Below are 22,288 nucleotides of genomic sequence, written 5' to 3'. Positions count from 1 at the left end.
TCATGCCCTTGGCGGTTGACTCTCCGTGAGTCAATCGTCTTTTTTTGGTCATTTTTAGCGAACAAATGTGTGCAGAGTGATACAATAGGGACAGAAAATCGATTAAAGGGGCGTAGATGATGGAAAATAAATTGTTATTGATTGATGGGAACTCATTGACTTATCGGGCGTTTTTCGCTTTACCACCAATGACGGACGCGCAAGGACGAAATACGAACGCAGCCTATGGCTTTACGATGATGTTATTGAAGTTGCTTGAAGAAGAGCAACCGACACATATGCTCGTTGCCTTTGATGCTTCGAGTGAAACATTCCGTCACGATGTCTATCAGGAGTATAAAGGAAGTCGGGAAAAAACACCGTCCGAACTACGAGAACAATTCCCGATCGTCCGAGACATCTGTGAAGCACTCGGTATTCAAATGATGGAACTCCATCGCTATGAGGCAGATGATTTGATTGGTACGCTCGCACGGACAATGCCAACGGATCGGACGCGGATTGTCACAGGAGACAAAGATTTACTTCAACTTGTCACGGATAAGGTCGAAGTCTTGATCACGAAGCGTGGGATCACGGACGTCCAGTGCATGACAGAGGAACTGTTTGCTGAGACGTATGGTGGTCTAAAGCCGATTCAAATGATTGATTTGAAGGGGTTGATGGGTGATAAATCGGATAATATTCCAGGGATTCCTGGGATTGGTGAAAAGACGGCTGTTAAATTGATTTCGGCATACGGTTCTGTTGAAGGACTGTACGAACATGTCGAGGATTTAAAAGGGAAGCAGAAAGAAAAAGTCATCGCGAACGAAGAGCTCGCACGACTGTCGAAAGAACTCGCGACAATCAAGGTGGATGTCCCGCTCGAGACGACGCTAGATGATTTGCAAATTCGCAATGTCGATACCCAAGTTCCTTATTCATTGTTCCAGTCACTTGGCTTCAAGTCATTGACGAATCGATTCGCCCCTGTCGTCAAAGAAGAGGATAAAGAACAATTAAACGTCGTGACGATCACTTCACTTCCTAAAGACGTCACGGATGCCGTATTGATTGCAGAACAGCTTCGAGAAGATTACATGGAAGAAGACATCATTGGATTTGCGATAGCAACGCCTGACACGATCTATGTTGCTGCTCCGACGCTCGTCGAGGATCCAGCATTCCGTCAATGGATCGAGTCGGAACATCAAAAGATTTGTCTCGATGCGAAACAAGTCGCATTTGCATTGCGTAAACACGCCTTGACATTGAACGGGTACGAAGATCTGTTATTAGCAGGCTATTTGTTAAACTTAAGTGGCGGTACAACACTCGCTTCGATCGCTGGTCATTATGCATTAATGGCGCCGAATGAGGAAGCAGTACTCGGTAAGGGGGCGAAACGTCTCGCGCCAGAAGATGAAGCTCTTCATCCTTATTTAGCTGAGAAAGCACGGATGGTTGAATTGCTGTTCCCAAAAGTCCGAGAAGAACTGAAGGCGAATCAACAATATGAGTTATATGAAACGTTAGAGCGTCCACTATCAGGTGTCCTCGCTGAGATGGAATGGACTGGGATTCGCGTAGACGTCGCGACGCTCCAAGAGATGCAAGCGGATCTTGCTGGGCGTTTAACAGAACTTGAGACATTGGTCTTTGAAGCAGCAGGTGAGTCGTTCAATATTAATTCTCCGAAACAACTCGGTGTAATTTTGTTTGAAAAACTCGAACTCCCTGCCTTTAAGAAAACAAAGACGGGCTACTCGACTGCCGCAGATGTCCTTGAAAAACTGCGTCCGCTGCACCCAGTCATCGATCACATCATGCTTTACCGAGAACTGCAAAAGTTGCAGTCGACGTATGTTGAAGGATTGCAAAAAGTCATCAAGGAAGATGGAAAAATCCATACTCGTTTTGCTCAGACAATCGCTCAAACAGGTCGTTTAAGTTCGGTCAATCCGAACCTTCAGAATATCCCGATCCGGATTGAAGAAGGACGGAAGATTCGAAAAGCCTTCGTTCCGAGTCAAACAGGCTGGTCATTGTACGCTGCTGATTATTCACAAATCGAATTACGTGTCATGGCCGATATGTCGCAGGATCAGACGCTTGTCGATGCGTTCCTCCATGATGAGGATATTCATACTCAAACGGCAAGTAGTGTCTTCGGTGTCGAACCGGAAGATGTCACAGGAAACATGCGGCGTCAGGCGAAAGCCGTCAACTTTGGAATCATTTACGGAATCAGCGATTATGGATTGTCTCAAAACTTGAACATCACACGCAAAGAAGCGCAATCATTCATCGATCGTTATTTCGAGTTGTTCCCGCAAATCAAACAGTTCATGGATACAGCAATCGAGACGGCACGAGCAAATGGATTCGTCGAAACGTTGATGAACCGTCGCCGCAATATTCCGGATATCAATTCGAAAAACTTTAACTTACGTGGTTTTGCTGAACGTACTGCGATCAATACACCGATTCAAGGTTCGGCTGCAGATATCATTAAAAAAGCAATGCTTGATGTTCATGCTGCTTTGAAAGCATCTAATCTGAAGGCACGCTTGTTATTACAAGTACACGATGAATTGATTTTTGAAGCACCAGACGAAGAACTCGACGCTTTACAAGCACTTGTCAAACAAGCGATGGAGCAGACCGTCGAACTATCCGTACCGCTACGCGTCGATGGGGGCGCAGGGCATACGTGGTACGAAACGAAGTAAGCAAGGAGGAATAGATGTGCCTGAATTACCTGAAGTCGAGACCGTTCGCCGCAGTTTAGAACGTTCGGTCTCTGGAAAGACAGTCTCTTCCGTCAAAGTCTACCATCCGAAAATGATTCGGGGGATGGAAGTGGCGCCATTTGCAGATGCCTTACATCAAGAAAGGATCGAACGCGTCGAACGTCGCGGAAAGTTCCTGCTCTTTGATTTTGATCGTTTTTATCTCGTCAGCCATTTGCGGATGGAAGGAAAGTACTTCCCATATCCACAACCGGTTGAACGGGATAAACATACGCATGTCGTCTTCCGTTTCACGGATGGTTCGGAACTTCACTATAATGATGTTCGGAAGTTCGGAACGATGGAATTACGTGATAAGCAAACAGCGATGCAGACTGCTCCACTGGCACAACTGGAGCGTGAACCATTTGATCCGGAATTTACAGCAGAAGTGTTAGCGGAGAATTTAATTCGTAAAAAGAGAAGTCCAATCAAAACGGCACTGCTCGACCAGTCCATCTTCCTTGGTCTCGGTAACATCTATGTCGATGAGACTCTTCATGCTGCACGCGTCCACCCGTTGACGAAAGCCGGCGCCTTGACACTCGACGATATCTCACGCATTCATCAAGCCGGTGTCAACGTTTTACGACAAGCGGTGGAAGCAGGGGGAAGTACGATCCGGAGTTATGTCTCGCCGTCAGGAAAAGGTGAATTCCAGCTTCAACTTGCGGTATATGGTCAAAAAGGGGAACCGTGTCCTCGTTGTGGTACAGCCATCGAAAAAATCAAAGTCGGTGGACGGGGAACACATTTCTGTCCGACGTGCCAACAGGTTGCCTTATGAGAGTCGGTCTGACAGGGAGTATCGCAACCGGTAAAAGTACGGTTTCTAGCTATTTAAAACAAAAAGGAATAGCGGTCATCGATGCGGATCTCATTGCGCGAGAAGTCGTTGAGCCGGGAGGGCGAGCATATGATGCAGTCCAACTGGCATTCCCAGAGGTGTTTGAAAAAGGACGTCTTGTCCGTCCAAAGCTCGGACAAATCATTTTTCAAGATAGTGAAAAAAGACAACAATTGAATCAGTTGATGCACCCGAGTATTCGACAACAGATGCTCGAAGCAGCAGATGCCTATGAACGTTCAGGACATTCTCTCGTCGTATTTGATATTCCGTTACTGCTAGAAGGGGATTGGCGAAACCTGTTCGAACGCGTCGTTGTCGTCTATTGCCCAGAAGATATGCAGTTAAGAAGATTGATGCAACGTAATGATTTATCAGAAGCAGAAGCGTATGCACGTATCCATGCGCAACTCGGCATCGAACAGAAAAAAGAGCTTGCAGATGATGTATTCTTCAATGACGGTAGTATTGATTCGTTATACCAACAAATCGATGAGTGGTTAAGTCGGTATGGTGATTGATGCAAATGATGACAAGTTATGAAAAACATGAAGTGAGAGAAGTTTCCATCTTCTCTCACTTTTTTTAGAGAACATAATGAAATCGCTTACATTTCATGATATAGTTCTATCTGTAAACGGAGGTACATCCGTCACATTGAAGGGGGATCCGCACATGGGAGTCAAGGTGGCAGTCAATGGTTTTGGTCGAATTGGTCGAATGGTCTTTCGACGTCTGATCGCTGAGGGGAAAAGCGAAGTCGTAGCAATTAATGCGAGTTATCCAGTCGAAACACTCGCGCATTTAATCAAGTATGATACGGTACACGGAAAATTCAATTATCCGGTCGACATCATCGATGGGGCGTTGATGGTTGACGGAAAAGAGATTCAAATCGTCAGTGAACGCAATCCTGAGCTATTGCCGTGGGGGGAACTCGGCATCGATATCGTCGTCGAAGCAACAGGGAAGTTCAATTCGGATACGGGCGCTGCGAAGCATTTAGTGGCAGGAGCAAAAAAGGTCGTCATCACGGCACCTGCTAAAGGGGATGTTCGGACGATCGTCATGGGTGTCAATGATGACATGTATGATCATGAAACGGATGATATCGTTTCGAACGCATCGTGTACGACGAACTGTCTCGCACCTGTCGTTCAAGTCATCGACCGTGCATTCGGAATCGAATCCGGTCTCGTCACGACGGTTCATGCGTTTACGAACGATCAAAATAACATTGATAACCCGCATAAGGATTTACGGCGCGCCCGGGCATGCGGCTCATCGATCATTCCGACGTCGACAGGCGCGGCAAAGGCGATTGCGCTCGTCTTGCCACATTTGGAAGGGAAATTAAATGGACTCGCGCTTCGTGTTCCGACACCGAACGTATCACTCGTCGATCTCGTCGTCGAAGTCAGTCGGGATACGACGGTCGCTGAAGTGAACGAAGCCTTCACGAAAGCAGCGGACGGTGCGCTTGATGGCATTCTCGGAATGACGATGGAACCGCTCGTCTCAATCGACTTTAACGGAGAAGAACGTTCGACGGTCGTCGACGGGCTCTCGACGATGGTCATGGGTGGTCGTCAGGTGAAGGTCCTCGCTTGGTACGATAATGAGTGGGGTTACTCATGCCGCGTCGTCGATCTCGTACACCTCGTCTCGGCACACTTAGAGGCGATGGGAACCGTTGAAAAAGAACTTGAATTGAATTAATTATAACGGGCAGATCCCAGCAATGACGGGGGCTGTCCCGTTTTTTTTCTTAAAATATATTAATTTTTGAAATTTATCCTTGTGTATCTTTTTGATACTCGCTATAATTCAAATCGTGAACTTCAATCGGTCTGGCAATCGCAGCTTAAAGGGTTAGGACCTCTCTGGACTAACTTTCCCCCGTGGGTGCGAACGACTCAGGCGCAAAGTAAGTGATCAACTACTTTGAAGACCATTGAATGTAGGGGGGATCCACAAATGGATACTATGGGAAGACACATTATTGCAGAACTTTGGGATTGTAATCCTGAAAAATTGAACGACATGGAATTCGTTGAACGACTTTTCGTTGACGCAGCACTTCAAGCAGGTGCAGAAGTACGAGAAGTAGCATTCCACAAGTTTGCACCACACGGCGTCAGTGGCGTCGTCATTATCTCTGAATCGCACTTAACGATTCACAGTTTCCCAGAGCACGGGTATGCATCGGTTGATGTCTTTACTTGTGGGGATCGGATCGATCCAGCCATCGCAGCGAACTACATTGCTGAAAAGCTCGATGCGAAAATCCGTGAAAATGTCGAAATTCCACGTGGTATGGGACCTGTTCAAGTTCCAGCGGCTACTGTCCAGCACGTCAACTGACAATACACACGAATTCGTCAAGCCCTCGTCGTTCAGACGAGGGCTTTTTAATATGTCTGACGTCTGTTATTCTTAATAGTAGAAGAAACAAAGAAAAGAGGATGACCATGGGACTGAAGGAACGTTTGCAAAAACAGCTAGAGACATCCGATACACATAAAAACGAAAACCTACGCACACACTACTACGCAGCAACTGTGGAGATGTTATTTGCTGGTTTAGAAAATATCTTAAAGCAAGATGGCGGAACGGTTCGTCGTGTTGACGCGGAACGTGGAGAACTCGCTTTTACCTTAAAAGAAGTCGATGGACTTGCGACAGTCATCATGGTGGCAGGCGGACGTACTGCCGTCGATCTCTTCTTACACCGTGAAAGTCTTCTCGGACCTGATCTCGAGAAACAAATTGAGCGAATCTATGCATCACTTGATGCAGGGTATCGATTAAAGATGATTGGAACAAAAGAAATCACGTGAACGGAGGTACGGCATGCGCTGTCCAGCCTGTAATTTTAACGGAACAAAAGTACTGGATTCAAGACCAGTCCAGGATTTCGGTTCGATTCGAAGAAGACGTGAATGTGAGTCTTGTGGCTATCGTTTTACGACATTCGAAATGGTCGAGCAGACCCCTTTAATCATCGTAAAGAAAGACGGAACGCGTGACGAGTTCAATCGCGAGAAAATTCTACGTGGATTAGTGCGTGCCTGTGAAAAACGACCGATTTCGATTGAACAGCTAGAAACAGTCGTCAGTCGGGTCGAAAAGGCATTACGAGCGACAGCTCAGCATGAGATTCCAAGTGAGCAGGTCGGACGTCTCGTATTAAATGAACTAGCATCCGTTGACGAAGTGGCATATGTCCGCTTTGCGAGTGTTTATAAACAATTTAAGGACATCAATGTCTTTTTCCAAGAGCTCTCTGAACTGATGGAGCGACATCAGGAAAATGACCGTGAGAATTGAACGTGATATAAGAGAGGTCGTCTGTCCGGTCAGCGCACCTCTCTTTTTCTCCCTAAGGAAAGGACGAGTCAGATGGTAGAACGTGAACTTTCCGGTACCGACCTTTGCTTAGTGATGAGCAATGGTGTCGTCGACCGTGAAGCTTATCAATCTTTATATTATTTATACCAGCCGATTATCGGTGTTAAAGCGCTTGGGCTCTATCAAACGTTTTGGAGTGAGATGATCCCAGGGAAAACGAAATCCCAGTATATTTCCCATGCGGAACTCGGAACACTACTCGGGTTTTCCGTCGATGAGTTCAAGGAAGAGTTATTTAAGCTAGAAGGGATCGGGTTGATTCGAACGTTCGAAGCGCGCCAAGCCGCTTATCGTTACATTTATCAAATCCGGGTTCCGCTTGCGCCGAACACCTTCTTGAATGACGGGGTGTTATCGAGTCTGCTGTTCTATCGCGTCGGTGAAATCCGGTTCCGGTCGTTACAGCATCGTTTTCGGACGGAGCCGCTTCCGAAGAACATCGTTGATCGGACGGTTCGATTTGATCAAGTGTTCGACGTAAAAGCTGGTCTTGCTTCCGCTCATCAGCCGAAAGCTTATGCGAAACAGGAACGTGCGGTATATGAATTCGACTATTCGTTTGATCTAGAAGAGATGAAGCGACAGACCGATCGTTTCCTGCCACGAACATTTTACTCAAAGGCAATCGATCATCTGCTCGTGAAGCTTGCTTACGTCACGCAGTCGAATGAAGCATTGATGGCGGAACTGTTGAATGCCCGTTTCCGTCACGAAGCGTACTTGCCGATGACCGATGCTGAGAAGCAAGAACGCTGCAAACAGATGATGTTGTCAGCAAAACAAAAACTCAGCCGGGAGAAAAAAGCGAAGGTCGCCTCACTAGACACGATCGAGGTCGGAGACATCGAAGCGACGGAGACGATGGAAAGCACCCATCCGAAGCATTATGTAGCGAAGTTGCGAAAGGTCAAAGCGTTGTCTGAACGGGATGAAGAATTGATCCAACAATTGATCATCGATTATGAGATGTCGTCTGGGATCGTCAATGCTGCGTACTACTATGCGCTCGTCATCAAAAAAGATAATCGCTTCAGCAAGAACTTCCTCTTATCGATCGTTGATGATTGGAAACAGAAGGGATACGTGACGGCATCCGAGGCACTAGCGAAGACGCAGGAGCAGGATGAGTTGATTTCAAAAAAGCAGGAGCAAAAACAAGAACGTGCGCGTCAAACTGTTGGTGGTCGCCGGGGACGGACAAGCAACACGAATGGCGGTCCGAATCCGAAGTGGTTGCAAGAAGAGAAAGCAAAACAGCAGCAGTACGAAGCCTCTAAAAAAGCGAGTTTCGAAGCAGATGTTCCAGATGATGAAGAAATGGAACGGATCTTACGAGAACTGAAGGGGAACTAAAGGAGTCGAGACATGGAACATATCCAATCATCTATCGAAAAAATATTAAGTCGACCGGACGTCGCAGAATCGGTTCGAGCGATTCAACAACGAGTGTTGTCTCATCCAGGTGTCGTCATGTTCTTGCGGACACATCCGGAGATCGATCAACGGATGATCGAGCGGGGCATGCTCAAATTGAATGAATATGCGGAACAGATGGACGGAAATCGACTGATTGAAAGTAAGGCAGTCATCGAAGGGTACCAGCCGATCCTGCACGTCGAAAAAGGACAGATCGTCGTCTCGTATGAGAAGTCGCAAGCGTTAAAAGACCGAGAGGATGAACGTGCGCTTGAGAAGAAATTTAAGAGCCTGTTCCTGCCGGATGAAGTCCGCGATGCGAACTTCAGTGATTTTGACTTGTCGACGACGGACCGTAAGCTTGCCTTGCGTGCGGCGTCTCAGTTCCTCAATCATCTCCGCTCGAAGGAGACGGTAAAGGGATTGTACCTTCATGGTAGCTTTGGTGTCGGGAAAACATACCTTTTGGCTGCGATCGGGAATGCTTTGAAAAAAGAACGGATTGCAACGATTCTTGTCCATGCCCCGGGGTTTGTCGCTGAAGCGAAACGGCGGATTCGGTCTGACTCGTTTGATACATTCCTCGAAGGATTTCAAACGATTCCAGTCTTGTTGATTGACGATATCGGTGCTGAATCGATCAGTCCGTGGGTACGGGATGAATTGTTCGGGATCATTTTGCAGTATCGCATGATGCATCGTCTGCCGACATTATTCAGCTCGAACTTATCTTATGATGAACTCGAACTCCATTTCGGAATCACAAATGATCAAGGCGATAAATTAAAGGCTGCACGACTGATGGAACGAATCCGGACGACGACGCAACCAATCGAGTTCCTTGGTGAAAATCGACGTCGCTACTAATTTTCCTTGTCAAGGAAGCAACGGATTCGTTATACTAATGACACGTCAATAGACGATGCAACGATTGAGGATATGGAGTATGAAATGAACCAAACTAGCGAGAGAAGAACGGTGGAAGCTTCTCATGGCATCATTCATGTCTTTACTCCCTCATAGCACGAACGGGGCTAATCCGTTTGCGCCTCACGCCCGTTAACGCGTGTTCGAGCCGAACCAGTGCATGGTCCGGGAACGAGGGTGGTACCACGAGATTAAGACTCGTCCCTTTTTAGGGATGAGTCTTTTTTATTTTGTAAAAGGGGGAAACAGTCATGTCAAACATCACACTTACATTTCCAGACGGCGCCGTAAAGGAATTTGCAGCCGGCACGACAGCTGAAGAAGTGGCAGCTTCGATCAGCCCAGGTCTTCGTAAAAAAGCCTTTGCTGCTAAATTGAACGGGCACGCCATCGATTACCGTCGTCCAATCGAAGAGGACGGTACAATTGAATTGATCATGCCGGATTCAGAAGAAGGGCTCGACTTGATTCGTCACTCATCAGCTCATTTGATGGCACAAGCCATCAAACGTCTGTATCCGGATGAAACGATTCATCTTGGAATTGGACCGACAATCGAGAATGGTTTTTACTATGACATCGATATGGAACGTCGTCTGACAGAAGAGGACCTTCCAGAAATCGAGAAGATGATGAATAAAATCGCCGGTGAAAACTTGCCGATCGAACGAGAAGTCGTCTCGCGTGACGAGGCACTCGCCATCTATAAAGAACTCAATGATCCGTTGAAGGTTGAATTGATCGAGTCGATTCCTGCTGATCAGGATTTGACGATTTACCGTCAAGGCGAATTCTTCGATCTCTGCCGTGGACCACACGTTCCAGCGACAGCGAAGCTACAAGTCTTCAAATTGATGAGCGTTGCTGGTGCTTACTGGCGTGGTGATTCGAAAAACAAGATGTTACAACGGATTTACGGTACAGCATGGGCAACAAAAGATCAGTTGAAACAACACCTCCACTTCCTCGCTGAAGCAAAAGAACGGGATCACCGGAAACTCGGGAAGGAACTTGGTTTATTCTTCACTTCTCAAGAAGTCGGTCAAGGACTTCCGATGTGGTTACCAAAAGGAGCAGCCATCCGTCGGACAGTCGAGCGTTATATCGTCGATAAAGAACTCGAACTTGGGTATGAGCACGTCTATACACCGGTCCTCGGTTCAGTCGATCTATACAAGACATCGGGGCACTGGGATCACTATCAAGATGACATGTTCCCGAAAATGGAGATGGACAATGAAGAACTTGTTCTTCGCCCGATGAACTGTCCACACCATATGATGGTCTATAAGAACGAACCACGTTCGTACCGTGATTTACCACTTCGTGTCGCGGAGCTTGGTGGCATGCACCGTTACGAAATGTCTGGTGCCTTGACTGGTCTTCAGCGCGTTCGTTACATGGTTCTTAACGATGGACATACGTTCGTCCGTCCTGACCAAATGAAAGATGAGTTTAAAGCCATCGTTCACCTTATTCAAGAAGTCTATGCTGATTTCGGGATCACAGATTACAAGTTCCGTCTTTCGTACCGTGACCCAGCGGATAAAGAGAAGTACTTCGATAACGATGCGATTTGGGAAATGGCGCAACGTGAGTTGAAAGAAACAATGGATGAGCTCGAACTTGAATACTTCGAAGCAGAAGGCGAAGCTGCCTTCTACGGACCGAAGCTTGACGTGCAAGTTCGGACAGCACTTGGTAAAGATGAGACGCTCTCGACAGTCCAACTCGACTTCCTCTTACCAGAGCGCTTGGAATTGACATACAAAGGAAATGACGGACAAGATCATCGTCCGGTCGTCTTACACCGAGGTGTCGTTTCGACAATGGAACGATTCGTCGCATACTTGATCGAAGAATACAAAGGTGCGTTCCCAACATGGCTCGCACCCGTTCAGGTGAAATTGATTCCGGTTTCTGGTGTTCATGAAGACTATGCTCGTGAAATCAAAGCGATCCTGTTGAAAAAGGGAATCCGCGTCGAAACAGATTTCCGTGACGAGAAACTCGGTTATCGTATTCGTGAAGCACAAGTCAATAAAGTACCGGTCATGCTCGTTTTAGGTGACAAAGAAGTTGAATCACGCGAAGTCAACATTCGTCGTTACGGTTCAAAAGACTCGAGTAATGCATCACTCGAACAATTCATTGCAGATTTAGAGCAAGAAATCGCAAATCGTTCAAAATAATTCATGTATACAAAAACAATCCGCCCTGCTGATGTAGGGCGGATTGTTTTTGTGATGGGATGCTTGAAAGAAACCAATTTCATACCGATGAAACAGGTAGAACATCCAACTGAATCTATCTAAAATGACCAAATGTCATTTTTCCTTTAATTGGATAAATGCTATAATAGACCTTCAGTGGATGAAATGTTTTGAAGAATGGGAAGGAAGTTACAGATTGAAGAAAACAACTCTCGCTGTATTCATCGCTTCTTCACTTTTAATCGGTATTCATCCGAGCGAAGCGAAGGCGACAACGATTAAAAAAACATACCGGATTACACCAAAAACAGAAGCGATTGACCCAGCAATCCGTAAATATACGACCTATAATGCAAAGACACGCAATCATTATACGATGCGTTCTTATTTGGAACGACTTGAAAAAGAAGGGGGAGGCACCCTCGTTCTAACAAAGGGAACGTATCTGTCCCCGTTACGTGTTGGTATCCCGTCCAATACGACGGTGATCCTAGAGGATGGTGTCATCATCAAAAAGACGACAGAGACAGGGACGACAAAGATTAGTTCGACGACGAGTGTCTTTGATTTCGTTGCGCCATCTGTTTTACGTCTGGATAAAAAAGTTGGCAAATATAACGGTTCCCAGAATGTTAAACTCGTCGGTAAGGGGAATGCACAGATCGACTTGAATCAATATGCGCGTGGTTCGGCTTTCGCTATTGCCCATAATCAAAATTTGTACATCGGCGGTATTACGGTACGGAATCAAAAGGGTTCACATGCGATGGAACTTGATGCAACGAAGAAGGCAGTCATCGAAAACATGAAATTCGTCGATGCCGTCATGATACCGAATACAGGTCCGAATGAATCGATTAATCTCGATACCCCAGATCCAATCACGAAGGGTTTCAACTGGAAGTGGTCGAATCAAGATGGCACTCCAAATGAAGATATCACGATTCGTAATAACTTATTCCGTAACATCAATGTGGCAATCGGCACACATCAATACACGGAAAACAAATTACACACGAATGTCCGGATTGAAAAAAACACGATTGACGGAACGAAGGATTATGCGATTTCGATGATGAACTGGGAGAATCCAACGCTCCGCTACAATACGATCCGAAACGTGCATCGAGCAGATGGAAAAGCGATGACGATTCTCGGTAGAGGAGTTGTCGGAGGGACAATTCGCTACAATCGATTGGAAGACGCGGATCGCGCGATTCAAATGCAACCGTTCCAAAGTAACGGCTATGCTCCAATCTATAATACGTTTACAGCAGATCAAAAACGGTACATGCAACAAAATACGGTCAAGCAGGTTGGACTCGATCAAATCGTCTTATTCAAAAAACTGAACGAGTTCACGTATAAAACGGCAGAGCGTTACGATTTTATTCCATACTAAGACACAAACAAGCACCCAAGACTAGTGTCGAGGGTGCTCGTTTTGCGTTATGAACGCATTTGTTGCAGGAACGGTTCGATATTGACTTGAAGCGCTTCTGATAGCTTCTGACCGAGTGATGCATCAGCACGATAGAAGTTACAGATTGCGAGCAGGACCGTATTTTCATGACGGACTTGCTGAAGGTCGTTGACGAGGTTCTTCAGAAGAGCTGCTTGCTCTTCTTCTGTCAGACGACGGTATACTTCTCCGGCTTGACCAAAGTTATTCGTCTTCTCGATTTCGAGACGACCGTGTTTATCATCAAGCAACGGTTGATTTTCTTCCGTATACTCGGGTGTTTCTTTTGGTTCTTCTTGATAACGGTTCGGTTCGTAGTTGACCGGACTCGTTTGCTGACCGACCGGCATTGCACCGTCACGTTGGTAGTTGTTCACTTGTGCAAACGGACAGTTGATTGGAAGTTGTTGATAATTCGTGCCAATACGGTAGCGTTGTGTATCTGAGTAAGAGAACAAGCGACCTTGTAGTAACTTATCTTCAGATGGCAACATCCCTGGAATCAAGACACCTGGGTTAAAACCAACCGATTCTGTTTCAGCAAAGTAGTTGTCGACATTTTTGTTCAATGTCATTGTACCAACGTGTTGGAACGGAATGACATCCTCAAACCAATCTTTTGTCGCGTCGAGCGGATCGAAATCGAACTGATCGACGTCAGCCGGATCAAGTACCTGTACGAACAGATCCCATTCCGGGTAATCGCCATCTTCAATCGCTTGGAACGTATCGTTTGAAGCATGGTTGAAATCTTTTCCTTGAATCTCTGTTGCTTCTTCAGCTGAGAGATTATGAACACCAGCTTTTGGTACCCAGCGTAGTTTCACATAAACCGTATTACCGTGTGCATTCACCCATTTGAACGAGTGAACGGAAGAACCACGCATTTTACGGTAGCTTGCAGGAATACCCTCATCCGTGAAAAGGTGCATGAGCATGTTCGTCGATTCCGGACGAAGTGTCATGAAGTCCCAGTAACGGTCAGGATCTTGAATATTCGTGCGTGGATCTGGTTTGAGAGAATGGACCATATCCGGGAATTTCATGGCGTCACGAATGAAGAAGACAGGAAGGTTGTTCCCGACGAAATCCCAGTTTCCTTCTTCTGTATAGAACTTGACAGAGAATCCACGTGGATCGCGGAGCGTCTCTGGAGAATGCGTGCCGTGAATAACAGTCGAGAAGCGGGCGAAAACAGGAACTTCTGTCCCTTCTTCTTGTAAAAACGCAGCTTTCGTGTACTTTTTCATCGAATTTTTGACAGTGAAGACACCGTGAGCACCAAAGCCACGAGCATGTACGACGCGCTCAGGTACACGTTCCCGATCGAAATGGGCCATCTTTTCAATTAATTGATAGTCTTCTAATAAAGTTGGTCCGCGACGTCCAGCCGTACGTGAATTCTGGTTGTCTCCGATTGGTACACCTTGATTGGTCGTTAATCGTTTTTCAGTCATCTGTTATTCTCCCCTTTATGTAAGATTAAATTAATTATAAAACAATAATCATTCTAAATAAACAGTTTTGCTTGCGAATGTTCTGAATCTTTTTTCATGTTATGAATGTACCCGTGAAAAACAGGTTAGAAACTTCTTGCTTATCCGTAAAAGGATTGCTATTATAATCAAGTATGTGAGCAACGTTCTGTAAGAACATAGAAAGCGGCTTGACATCACGGGAAAACAAGTGCTATGATAGCAAAGTGAAATGACAACAAAGCAGAAGCATCCCGCTTCTCACCATGTATGATAACTCGTACTGGTTCATCATGAAGATACGCAATGTATAGCAAATGCTGTGCCTTGGCGTTCCTTATGAGTGTGGGCGGGAAAAACTGCCGACGCTTTTTTTATAGCGTTTTCTATCATTCATTTTTCGTGCAATGCACGATGGAGGTGCTAACCATTAGCAAAGATCTGTTAATCAATGAAAGCATCCGTGCCCGGGAAGTTCGTCTTATCGGAGCGGATGGTGCTCAACTAGGTGTCCAATCACGCAACGAAGCGCTACGTCTCGCAGAGGAAGCGGAACTTGACCTCGTCATGGTCGCTCCACAAGCGACACCGCCAGTTTGTAAGATCATGGACTATGGTAAATACCGTTTCGAGATGCAAAAGAAGGACAAAGAAACTCGGAAGAATCAGAAAGTGATTCAGATGAAAGAAGTTCGTCTTAGCCCGACGATCGAGGAGAACGACTTCCAAACGAAATTCCGTAATGCGAAGAAATTCTTGGAGAATGGTAACAAAGTGAAAGCGAGTATTCGTTTCCGCGGTCGTGCCATCACTCACTCGGAAATCGGTAGACGCGTTCTCGAACGCCTCGCAACGGATTTAAGTGAGTTCGGTGTTGTGGAACAGAGACCGAAGATGGAAGGACGCAGCATGTTCCTCGTGCTTGCTCCTAAGAAAGAAGACTAATCGAATCGAAGTAGGAGGGAATCTCTCATGCCTAAAATGAAATCGCACCGCGGTGCTTCTAAACGTTTCAAACGTACTGCTTCTGGCAAATTGAAACGTGGTCGTGCTTACACAAGCCACTTGTTCGGTAACAAATCAACAAAAGCGAAACGTAAATTACGTAAAGCTAGCATGGTATCTACGGGTGACTTCAAACGCATCCGTCACATGATCGCGAAGTAATTTATCCAATCGTATACAGATTTAGGAGGGAATTTATATGCCACGCGTAAAAGGCGGATATACGACTCGTCAACGTCGTAAAAAACAACTCAAATTAGCTAAGGGCTACTACGGCTCGAAACATACACTCTTCAAGGTTGCGAAACAGCAAGTCATGAAATCTCTCATGTACGCTTACCGTGACCGTCGTCAAAAGAAACGTGACTTCCGTCGCCTCTGGATCACTCGGATCAATGCGGCAGCACGTATCAACGGTCTTTCTTACAGCCGCATGATGCATGGTCTTAAATTAGCAGGTATCGACGTTAACCGTAAGATGCTCGCTGACCTCGCAGTTACAGATGCAACTGCATTTGCTTCACTTGCTGACACAGCAAAAGCAAAATTGAACGCTTAAGTTCTACAATTCGTCGGGGAATTTAATTCTCCGACGTTTTTTTCGATTTAATGATAAAATAAGAAGGCACGTCGATGAGACGGTCATATGATTTTTTTAGATAGAAGGAGAATTAAAGATGGATTGGTTGACACTTTTTGAGATGCAAGAACAGTTGGATAAACGGATTCAGTCAGAACATCAATTAACAGGCAATCAATTCGACGAGCGTCTGCTTGCCTTATTGGTCGAACTCGGTGAACTTGCGAACGAGACACGTTGCTTTAAGTTCTGGTCGAACAAGGGACCATCCGCTCAAGTCACAATTCTTGAGGAATATGTCGATGGCGTCCATTTTCTACTCTCACTAGGTCTAGCGCTTGAGTACAAGAAGAGTCATTTTACAGAAGGTGACTTCTATTTGACAGCAACAGATGCTTTTTTAGACGTCTATAACAAAACGAACGTCTTTGCGATCTCGCGGACGGAACAAAGTTATGATGTTCTGATTGGTGCATACCTTGCATTAGGTGCTACACTAGGCTTTACACAGGATATGATTTTCAAGGCTTACATTTCTAAAAATGAAGCAAACCATGTGCGACAAGACAACGGTTACTAAGGAGGAAATCAGATGAACGAACAATTACATATGCTAAAACGTCTCACGGACGCAACAGGTGTACCGGGAAACGAAAAAGAAGTCCGGAGCCTCATGCGTGAATATTTAGAACCTCATGCAGAAGCATTCCACCAGGATGGTCTCGGTAGTCTGTTTGCTGAACATAAAGGCGCAGGCGAAGATGCACCACGTGTATTGATTGCTGGTCACATGGATGAAGTCGGATTCATGGTCACGAAGATCGATGAAAAAGGATTCCTTCGTTTCCAACCACTCGGCGGTTGGTGGGGTCAAGTCCTCTTGGCACAGCGTATGAACATTGTAACGTCATCTGGTGAAGTCATTCCAGGCGTAATCGGTGCAAAACCACCTCATGTTTTACCACCGGAAGCGCGCAATAAGCCGGTCGACATTAAAGATATGTTCATCGATATCGGTGCTTCATCAAAAGAAGAAGTCGACGGTTGGGGAATTCGTCCGGGTGATACGGTCGTTCCACATTGCGAATTTACTGTGATGAAAAATGAGAACTTCTTGATGGCAAAAGCGTGGGACAACCGGATTGGTTGTGCCATCGCAATCGAAGCAATCAAACGCTTAAAAGCAGACGGTCATCCGAACACGATTTTCGCAGGAGCGACTGTTCAGGAAGAAGTCGGGTTACGTGGGGCTCAAACCGTCGCACACCTGCTGAAACCATCAATCGCCTTTGCAGTCGATACAGGTATCCCAGGTGATACGCCAGGAATGACCGATCGTGAAGCATTGTCTAAATTAGGTGAAGGCGTTCAAGTCATCATGTTCGATGCAACGATGATCGCACATCGTGGATTGATCGATTTCGTGACGAAAGTCGCAACAGAAGAAAATATCAAGTATCAACTGGACTTAACGCCAGGTGGCGGAACGGATGCAGCAAAATTCCATTTGTCTAATACAGGTGTTCCATCACTTGCATTGACTGTACCGATCCGTTACCTGCATACGAACGTCTCAATCATGCATAAAGCCGATTTCGAGGCAGCCGTCGATTTAGTCGTTGCTGTCACAAAACGTCTTGATGCGGAGACCGTCCAAGCGATCTACGAGGGGTAATAAAATAATGAAGCACATCGCATCAGCAAAGAACGAAATCGTTAAACAATGGAAAAAACTCTTAACGAAAAAAGGACGTCTGCAGACGAACCGTTTCTTGATCGAAGGAGAACATCTGATTGAAGAAGCTGTTCGCGCTGGAATCGTCAAGGAATTGATCGTGCGTGAATCGTACCAAGTACCAGGTTCTTGGAAAAGAAATGCCGATGTCTTTACGATCGATGAAGCCGTCATCAAAGTACTGGCTGAGACGGAAACGTCGCAAGGCATCTTCGCTGTCTGTGAGATGAAACAAGCTTCGGCACAATTAGAACGAGGACGCTATTTGTTGCTCGATCGTCTACAAGATCCAGGGAACGTCGGGACGATGATTCGGACAGCTGACGCAGCTGGATTCGATGGTGTCGTCGTCGGACCGGGAACAGTTGACGTCTATAACGGAAAAGTCATCCGTGCGACGCAAGGATCACTTTTCCACTTACCTGTTATCGCAATGCCACTCGAAGAGGCAGTCAATGCCCTGCACGAGCAAGGAATTGCGGTAATCGGCACGGCGTTAGAAGGAGCGACGTCTTATCAAACGATCGCACCGATGGATGCACTCGGTTTGATCATCGGGAACGAAGCACAAGGCGTTGCGCCAGAATTGCTCTCTTATTGTGATGAGCGTGCCTACATCCCGATCCGCGGTAAAGCGGAGTCATTGAATGCGGCAGTAGCGGCTGGCATTTTGCTCTATCATTTTGCAAGCGTGGATTGAAACCGACAAGCGTTCATGCTAAAGTGAACATCAGGAATACATCATGGACGTTGATGGAACAGAGTACGTTAGGGAACGATTCAATCAGGGAGAAGCGGTCGTAGACTGAAAACTGCTTCGTGAATCTGCTAACCGAATTCACTCCGGAGTCGCACGAGAGATCGTGACGGGATGCGCCCGTTATCGCGCAATTGGAGGACTTTTCGATTGAAAAGTCAAACAAGGGTGGTACCACGGTGTTTACATCGTCCCTTCGGCATTTGCCGGAGGGACGTTTTTTTATATCTTCAACTAAAGGAGTGGGAAAGATGCGCGAGCAATTAGAAGCATTACGCGATGAAGCGTTGACATTAGTCGATCAGGCAACAACACAAAAAGATCTTAATGACGTCCGAGTCAAGTATCTCGGGAAAAAGGGACCAATCACAGAAGTATTACGAGGAATGGGTAAGCTATCAGCGGAAGAACGACCAGTCGTCGGTGAGATCGCGAATACGGTCCGTCAAGCGATCCAAGAGCAACTCGAACAACGTCTGACAGCTGTCAAACAACAAGAAATGGATGCGAAACTGGCAGCGGAAGCAATTGACGTCACATTACCAGGACGTCCGAAAAAGGTCGGTCATGCGCACCTCTTGCAACAGGTGACGGATGAGATCGAAGACATCTTTGTCGGACTCGGTTATACGATTGCCGAAGGACCAGAAGTCGAGCAAGATCTTTTCAACTTCGAGATGTTGAATCTGCCGAAGGATCACCCAGCACGTGATATGCAAGATTCATTCTACATCACGGAAGAAATCTTGATGCGAACGCATACGTCGCCGGTCCAAGCACGGACGATGCTCGCTTCTAAAGGTGAACCGATCCGCATTCTTTGCCCAGGTAAAGTCTATCGTCGAGACGAAGATGATGCGACGCACTCGCATCAATTCATGCAAGTCGAAGGACTAGTCGTCGGAGAATCGATTTCGATGGCAGACTTAAAAGGAACGCTTGAAGCCTTCGCGAAGCAGATGTTCGGTGAAGCGCGTGAAGTCCGCTTACGTCCAAGTTTCTTCCCGTTCACGGAGCCGTCCGTCGAAGTCGACGTTTCGTGTTTCAAATGTGGCGGTAAAGGATGCAACATCTGTAAACAGACGGGTTGGATTGAAATTCTAGGTGCTGGAATGGTTCATCCTCACGTTCTCGAAATGGCCGAATATGATAGCACGAAAATGTCAGGTTTTGCATTCGGAATGGGCATCGAACGGATTGCCATGTTGAAATACGGTGTCGATGATATTCGCCACTTCTATACGAATGACGTTCGCTTCAGCGAACAGTTTTAAGGGGGAACGCAGATGTTAGTCTCAAAACAATGGTTGAACGAATATGTGGATGTCAGTCATACATCAGGACAAGACCTGGCTGATTTGATTACTAAGAGTGGAATCGAAGTCGAAGGCGTCGATGTCCGGGATGAAGCGTTAAACAACATCGTCGTCGGACGTGTGTTAACGAAAGAAAAACATCCAGAAGCAGATAAATTAAACGTTACGACAGTTGACATCGGACAAGACGAACCAGTTCAAATCGTTTGTGGTGCACCGAACGTCGAAGCAGGACAAGATGTCATCGTCGCGCGTGTCGGAGCTCGCTTGCCAGGGATTAAAATTAAACGTGCCAAATTGCGCGGTGTCGTCTCGGAAGGGATGATCTGTTCACTCGAAGAACTCGGATTCGAAAAAAAATATATCCGAGAAGATGAGCAGGACGGGATCCATACGTTCCGTGAACCAGTCACACCAGGACAAGACGTCTTGGAATTACTCGGTCTTCGCGACGAAATCCTCGAACTTGGCTTAACACCGAACCGTTCGGACTGTCTCAGCATGTATGGTGTCGCACACGAAGTGGCCGCGCTTTATGACACGACACCGACTTTCCCGGTCGTTGAAGTCAAAGAAGCAGAGCCAGCGACGACAGTAGAAGTGACGCTTGATTCAGAAGACTGCTCGTTCTACGCGGCACGAGAAATCCAAGGGGTGACGATTCAAGAATCACCGACTTGGTTAAAAAACCGCTTGATCGCGAACGGCATTCGTCCGATCAACAACGTCGTCGACGTCACGAACTTCGTTTTACTTGAAACAGGTCAGCCGCTTCATTCATTCGATGCCGAAAAACTCGGGAAACAAATCGTCGTGCGTCAAGCACGTGCAGGGGAGTCATTCACGACGTTAGACGAAGTCGAGCGGACACTTGATTCTTCGATGCTCGTCATCACAGACGGTGAACGCCCGGTCGCGCTTGCTGGAGTCATGGGTGGAGCAAATACCGAAGTGGACGGTAATACGACATCGATCATTTTAGAGTCTGCTTATTTCGCACCGATTTCTGTCCGGAAGACGAGCCGTGTTCTTGGACTCCGTTCTGACTCGAGTGCGCGTTTTGAAAAAGGTGTCGACCCACGTCGTGTCTTGTTAGCACTCGATCGTGCTACAGCTTTGATTGCTGAACTTTCGGGTGGAACGGTTCAAGCCGGTGTCGCTCAAGCCGGAACGCTCGAGCTTGACGATCATTTGATTGAAGCGAGTGTCTCGTACATCAATCATCGTCTTGGTATGGAAATTGAAGGAACGGTCATGCAAACGTTACTCGAACGTCTTGGTCTCGGTGTTGAATTATCGGGGGATGCCTTGACGGTCAGCGTACCGACTCGCCGCCAAGATTTGAAAATTCCGGCTGATTTAGCGGAAGAGGTCGCACGTCTCTATGGATATGATGCACTGACTTCAAGCTTACCGTCTGAAGCGAGCCGTGGTTTCTTACCAAAACGGAACATCCATCGTCGTCATTTACGTCGGACATTGCAGGGAGCGGGTCTCTCACAAGCAATCACGTATTCATTGACGAGCGAGCAACGCGCGATGCAATTCAATGAACGGGAAGATCTGCATCCAGTCAAACTGGCGATGCCAATCAGTGAAGCACGTTCGACATTGCGGACATCACTCATTCCGGGACTCCTTGAAGTCGCACAACATAACGTCGCTCGACAGCATGCAGATGTCGCGTTCTATGAACTCGGTAGTGTTTATCTACAACGAGATGCTTCACTTGAGACACTTCCAATCGAACAAGAAATGATTGGTGGCGTCGCAGTTGGTGTATCAGAACAACACCGTGCTCATGGTACACTTGTTAAAACAGATTTCTTCGTCATGAAAGGAATCGTCGAGACACTCGCATCTGCGTCTGGTATCACGTTGACGTTTGAGGCAGCGAGCATTCCATCGATGCACCCAGGGCGGACGGCACGTATTCTGCTTGATGGAGAAGCAATCGGATTCGTCGGTCAAGTGCATCCTGGTCTGTCAAAAGAACAGTATGGTCTAAAAGAAGTGTACGTCTTCGAGTTAGAGGCAATGGCATTGCGTTCGAAGGAAGAACAGGTCTACTCGGAAATCTCACGTTTCCCATCGATGACACGTGACTTAGCAATCGTCGTTGAGCGATCAGTGACGGCACAATCAATCGTCGATGTCATGAAGGAGGCGGCCGGTCCACTTCTACAGGCAATCGAATTATTCGATGTCTATACGGGAGAGAACGTTGGAGAACATAAAAAATCGTTCGCCTTCTCTCTTCGTTACCAAAACAAAGAACGGACGCTCGTCGACGAAGAGATTACGACAGCGCAACAGCGAGTCGTTGATGCAGTGAAAGAAACTTTCAATGCGGAACTTCGTGCATAATCA

At 46.6% G+C, this 22,288-nt stretch carries 20 protein-coding genes; 19 read left to right on the top strand and 1 reads right to left on the bottom strand.

The window, feature by feature from the left end; all coding sequences use genetic code 11:
• Positions 1 to 116 precede the first annotated feature (116 nt).
• The 11 genes from polA to VJ374_RS11835 all read left to right on the top strand — a co-directional run bounded on the left by polA (position 117) and on the right by VJ374_RS11835 (position 12,990).
• Positions 117 to 2,714, top strand: a complete 2,598-nt coding sequence (gene polA, locus VJ374_RS11885) for a DNA polymerase I (protein WP_329468856.1) — start codon at positions 117 to 119, stop codon at positions 2,712 to 2,714.
• Positions 2,715 to 2,730: 16 nt separating this feature from the next.
• Positions 2,731 to 3,561: a DNA-formamidopyrimidine glycosylase gene (mutM, locus tag VJ374_RS11880; protein ID WP_035406306.1), complete on the top strand. Its 831-nt coding sequence runs from the start codon at positions 2,731 to 2,733 to the stop codon at positions 3,559 to 3,561.
• Positions 3,558 to 4,142, top strand: a complete 585-nt coding sequence (coaE, locus tag VJ374_RS11875; protein ID WP_329468855.1) for a dephospho-CoA kinase — start codon at positions 3,558 to 3,560, stop codon at positions 4,140 to 4,142. Before mutM ends, coaE begins: the two co-directional genes overlap by 4 nt.
• 154 nt (positions 4,143 to 4,296) lie before the next feature.
• Positions 4,297 to 5,340, top strand: a complete 1,044-nt coding sequence (locus VJ374_RS11870) for a glyceraldehyde-3-phosphate dehydrogenase (RefSeq protein WP_035406310.1) — start codon at positions 4,297 to 4,299, stop codon at positions 5,338 to 5,340.
• Between the two features lie 258 nt (positions 5,341 to 5,598).
• The gene (gene speD / locus VJ374_RS11865; RefSeq protein ID WP_023469024.1) at positions 5,599 to 5,985 is read left to right on the top strand and encodes an adenosylmethionine decarboxylase; all 387 of its coding nucleotides are present in this window, start codon (positions 5,599 to 5,601) and stop codon (positions 5,983 to 5,985) included.
• Positions 5,986 to 6,092: 107 nt separating this feature from the next.
• On the top strand, positions 6,093 to 6,461 hold the full coding sequence (locus VJ374_RS11860; protein WP_035406312.1) for a hypothetical protein: 369 nt from the start codon (positions 6,093 to 6,095) through the stop codon (positions 6,459 to 6,461).
• 13 nt (positions 6,462 to 6,474) lie between these two features.
• On the top strand, positions 6,475 to 6,951 hold the full coding sequence (gene nrdR, locus VJ374_RS11855) for a transcriptional regulator NrdR (protein ID WP_035406313.1): 477 nt from the start codon (positions 6,475 to 6,477) through the stop codon (positions 6,949 to 6,951).
• A 72-nt stretch (positions 6,952 to 7,023) separates the two neighbouring features.
• Complete coding sequence (locus VJ374_RS11850; protein ID WP_056062648.1) at positions 7,024 to 8,385, top strand: replication initiation and membrane attachment family protein; 1,362 nt, start codon at positions 7,024 to 7,026, stop codon at positions 8,383 to 8,385.
• A gap of 12 nt (positions 8,386 to 8,397) precedes the next feature.
• Positions 8,398 to 9,315 (top strand): primosomal protein DnaI, encoded by a 918-nt coding sequence (gene dnaI, locus VJ374_RS11845; protein WP_035406319.1) that lies wholly within the window; start codon positions 8,398 to 8,400, stop codon positions 9,313 to 9,315.
• 311 nt (positions 9,316 to 9,626) lie between these two features.
• The gene (gene thrS / locus VJ374_RS11840) at positions 9,627 to 11,567 is read left to right on the top strand and encodes a threonine--tRNA ligase (protein WP_329468854.1); all 1,941 of its coding nucleotides are present in this window, start codon (positions 9,627 to 9,629) and stop codon (positions 11,565 to 11,567) included.
• 217 nt (positions 11,568 to 11,784) lie between these two features.
• The gene (locus tag VJ374_RS11835) at positions 11,785 to 12,990 is read left to right on the top strand and encodes a glycoside hydrolase family protein (protein ID WP_329468853.1); all 1,206 of its coding nucleotides are present in this window, start codon (positions 11,785 to 11,787) and stop codon (positions 12,988 to 12,990) included.
• Positions 12,991 to 13,037: 47 nt separating this feature from the next.
• Here VJ374_RS11835 and VJ374_RS11830 read toward each other — a convergent pair whose 3' ends face one another.
• Positions 13,038 to 14,507 carry a catalase gene (locus VJ374_RS11830; protein WP_035406325.1) on the bottom strand — a complete coding sequence of 490 codons (1,470 nt, stop codon included), beginning with the start codon at positions 14,505 to 14,507 and terminating at the stop codon, positions 13,038 to 13,040.
• 432 nt (positions 14,508 to 14,939) lie between these two features.
• On the opposite strand from VJ374_RS11830, the gene infC reads away from it, so the two are divergent.
• The 8 genes from infC to pheT all read left to right on the top strand — a co-directional run bounded on the left by infC (position 14,940) and on the right by pheT (position 22,285).
• The gene (infC, locus tag VJ374_RS11825; protein ID WP_035406328.1) at positions 14,940 to 15,470 is read left to right on the top strand and encodes a translation initiation factor IF-3; all 531 of its coding nucleotides are present in this window, start codon (positions 14,940 to 14,942) and stop codon (positions 15,468 to 15,470) included.
• Positions 15,471 to 15,497: 27 nt separating this feature from the next.
• Complete coding sequence (gene rpmI / locus VJ374_RS11820; protein ID WP_023469015.1) at positions 15,498 to 15,692, top strand: 50S ribosomal protein L35; 195 nt, start codon at positions 15,498 to 15,500, stop codon at positions 15,690 to 15,692.
• A 37-nt stretch (positions 15,693 to 15,729) separates the two neighbouring features.
• Entirely contained in the window at positions 15,730 to 16,089 is a 360-nt protein-coding gene (gene rplT / locus VJ374_RS11815) for a 50S ribosomal protein L20 (protein ID WP_012371057.1), read from the top strand.
• A 118-nt stretch (positions 16,090 to 16,207) separates the two neighbouring features.
• Positions 16,208 to 16,690, top strand: a complete 483-nt coding sequence (locus tag VJ374_RS11810) for a dUTP diphosphatase (protein WP_035406331.1) — start codon at positions 16,208 to 16,210, stop codon at positions 16,688 to 16,690.
• Positions 16,691 to 16,702: 12 nt separating this feature from the next.
• Positions 16,703 to 17,785, top strand: a complete 1,083-nt coding sequence (locus VJ374_RS11805) for a M42 family metallopeptidase (RefSeq protein WP_029342316.1) — start codon at positions 16,703 to 16,705, stop codon at positions 17,783 to 17,785.
• Positions 17,786 to 17,792: 7 nt separating this feature from the next.
• Positions 17,793 to 18,545, top strand: a complete 753-nt coding sequence (locus VJ374_RS11800) for a TrmH family RNA methyltransferase (RefSeq protein WP_308101837.1) — start codon at positions 17,793 to 17,795, stop codon at positions 18,543 to 18,545.
• Between the two features lie 308 nt (positions 18,546 to 18,853).
• Positions 18,854 to 19,876 carry a phenylalanine--tRNA ligase subunit alpha gene (gene pheS / locus VJ374_RS11795; protein ID WP_035396564.1) on the top strand — a complete coding sequence of 341 codons (1,023 nt, stop codon included), beginning with the start codon at positions 18,854 to 18,856 and terminating at the stop codon, positions 19,874 to 19,876.
• 12 nt (positions 19,877 to 19,888) lie between these two features.
• Entirely contained in the window at positions 19,889 to 22,285 is a 2,397-nt protein-coding gene (pheT, locus tag VJ374_RS11790) for a phenylalanine--tRNA ligase subunit beta (RefSeq protein WP_329468852.1), read from the top strand.
• Positions 22,286 to 22,288: the final 3 nt, after the last annotated feature.

It is taken from the genome of Exiguobacterium sp. 9-2, from assembly GCF_036287235.1.
GTDB lineage: Bacteria > Bacillota > Bacilli > Exiguobacteriales > Exiguobacteriaceae > Exiguobacterium_A.
This window is presented reverse-complemented; position numbering and strand designations above follow the sequence as displayed.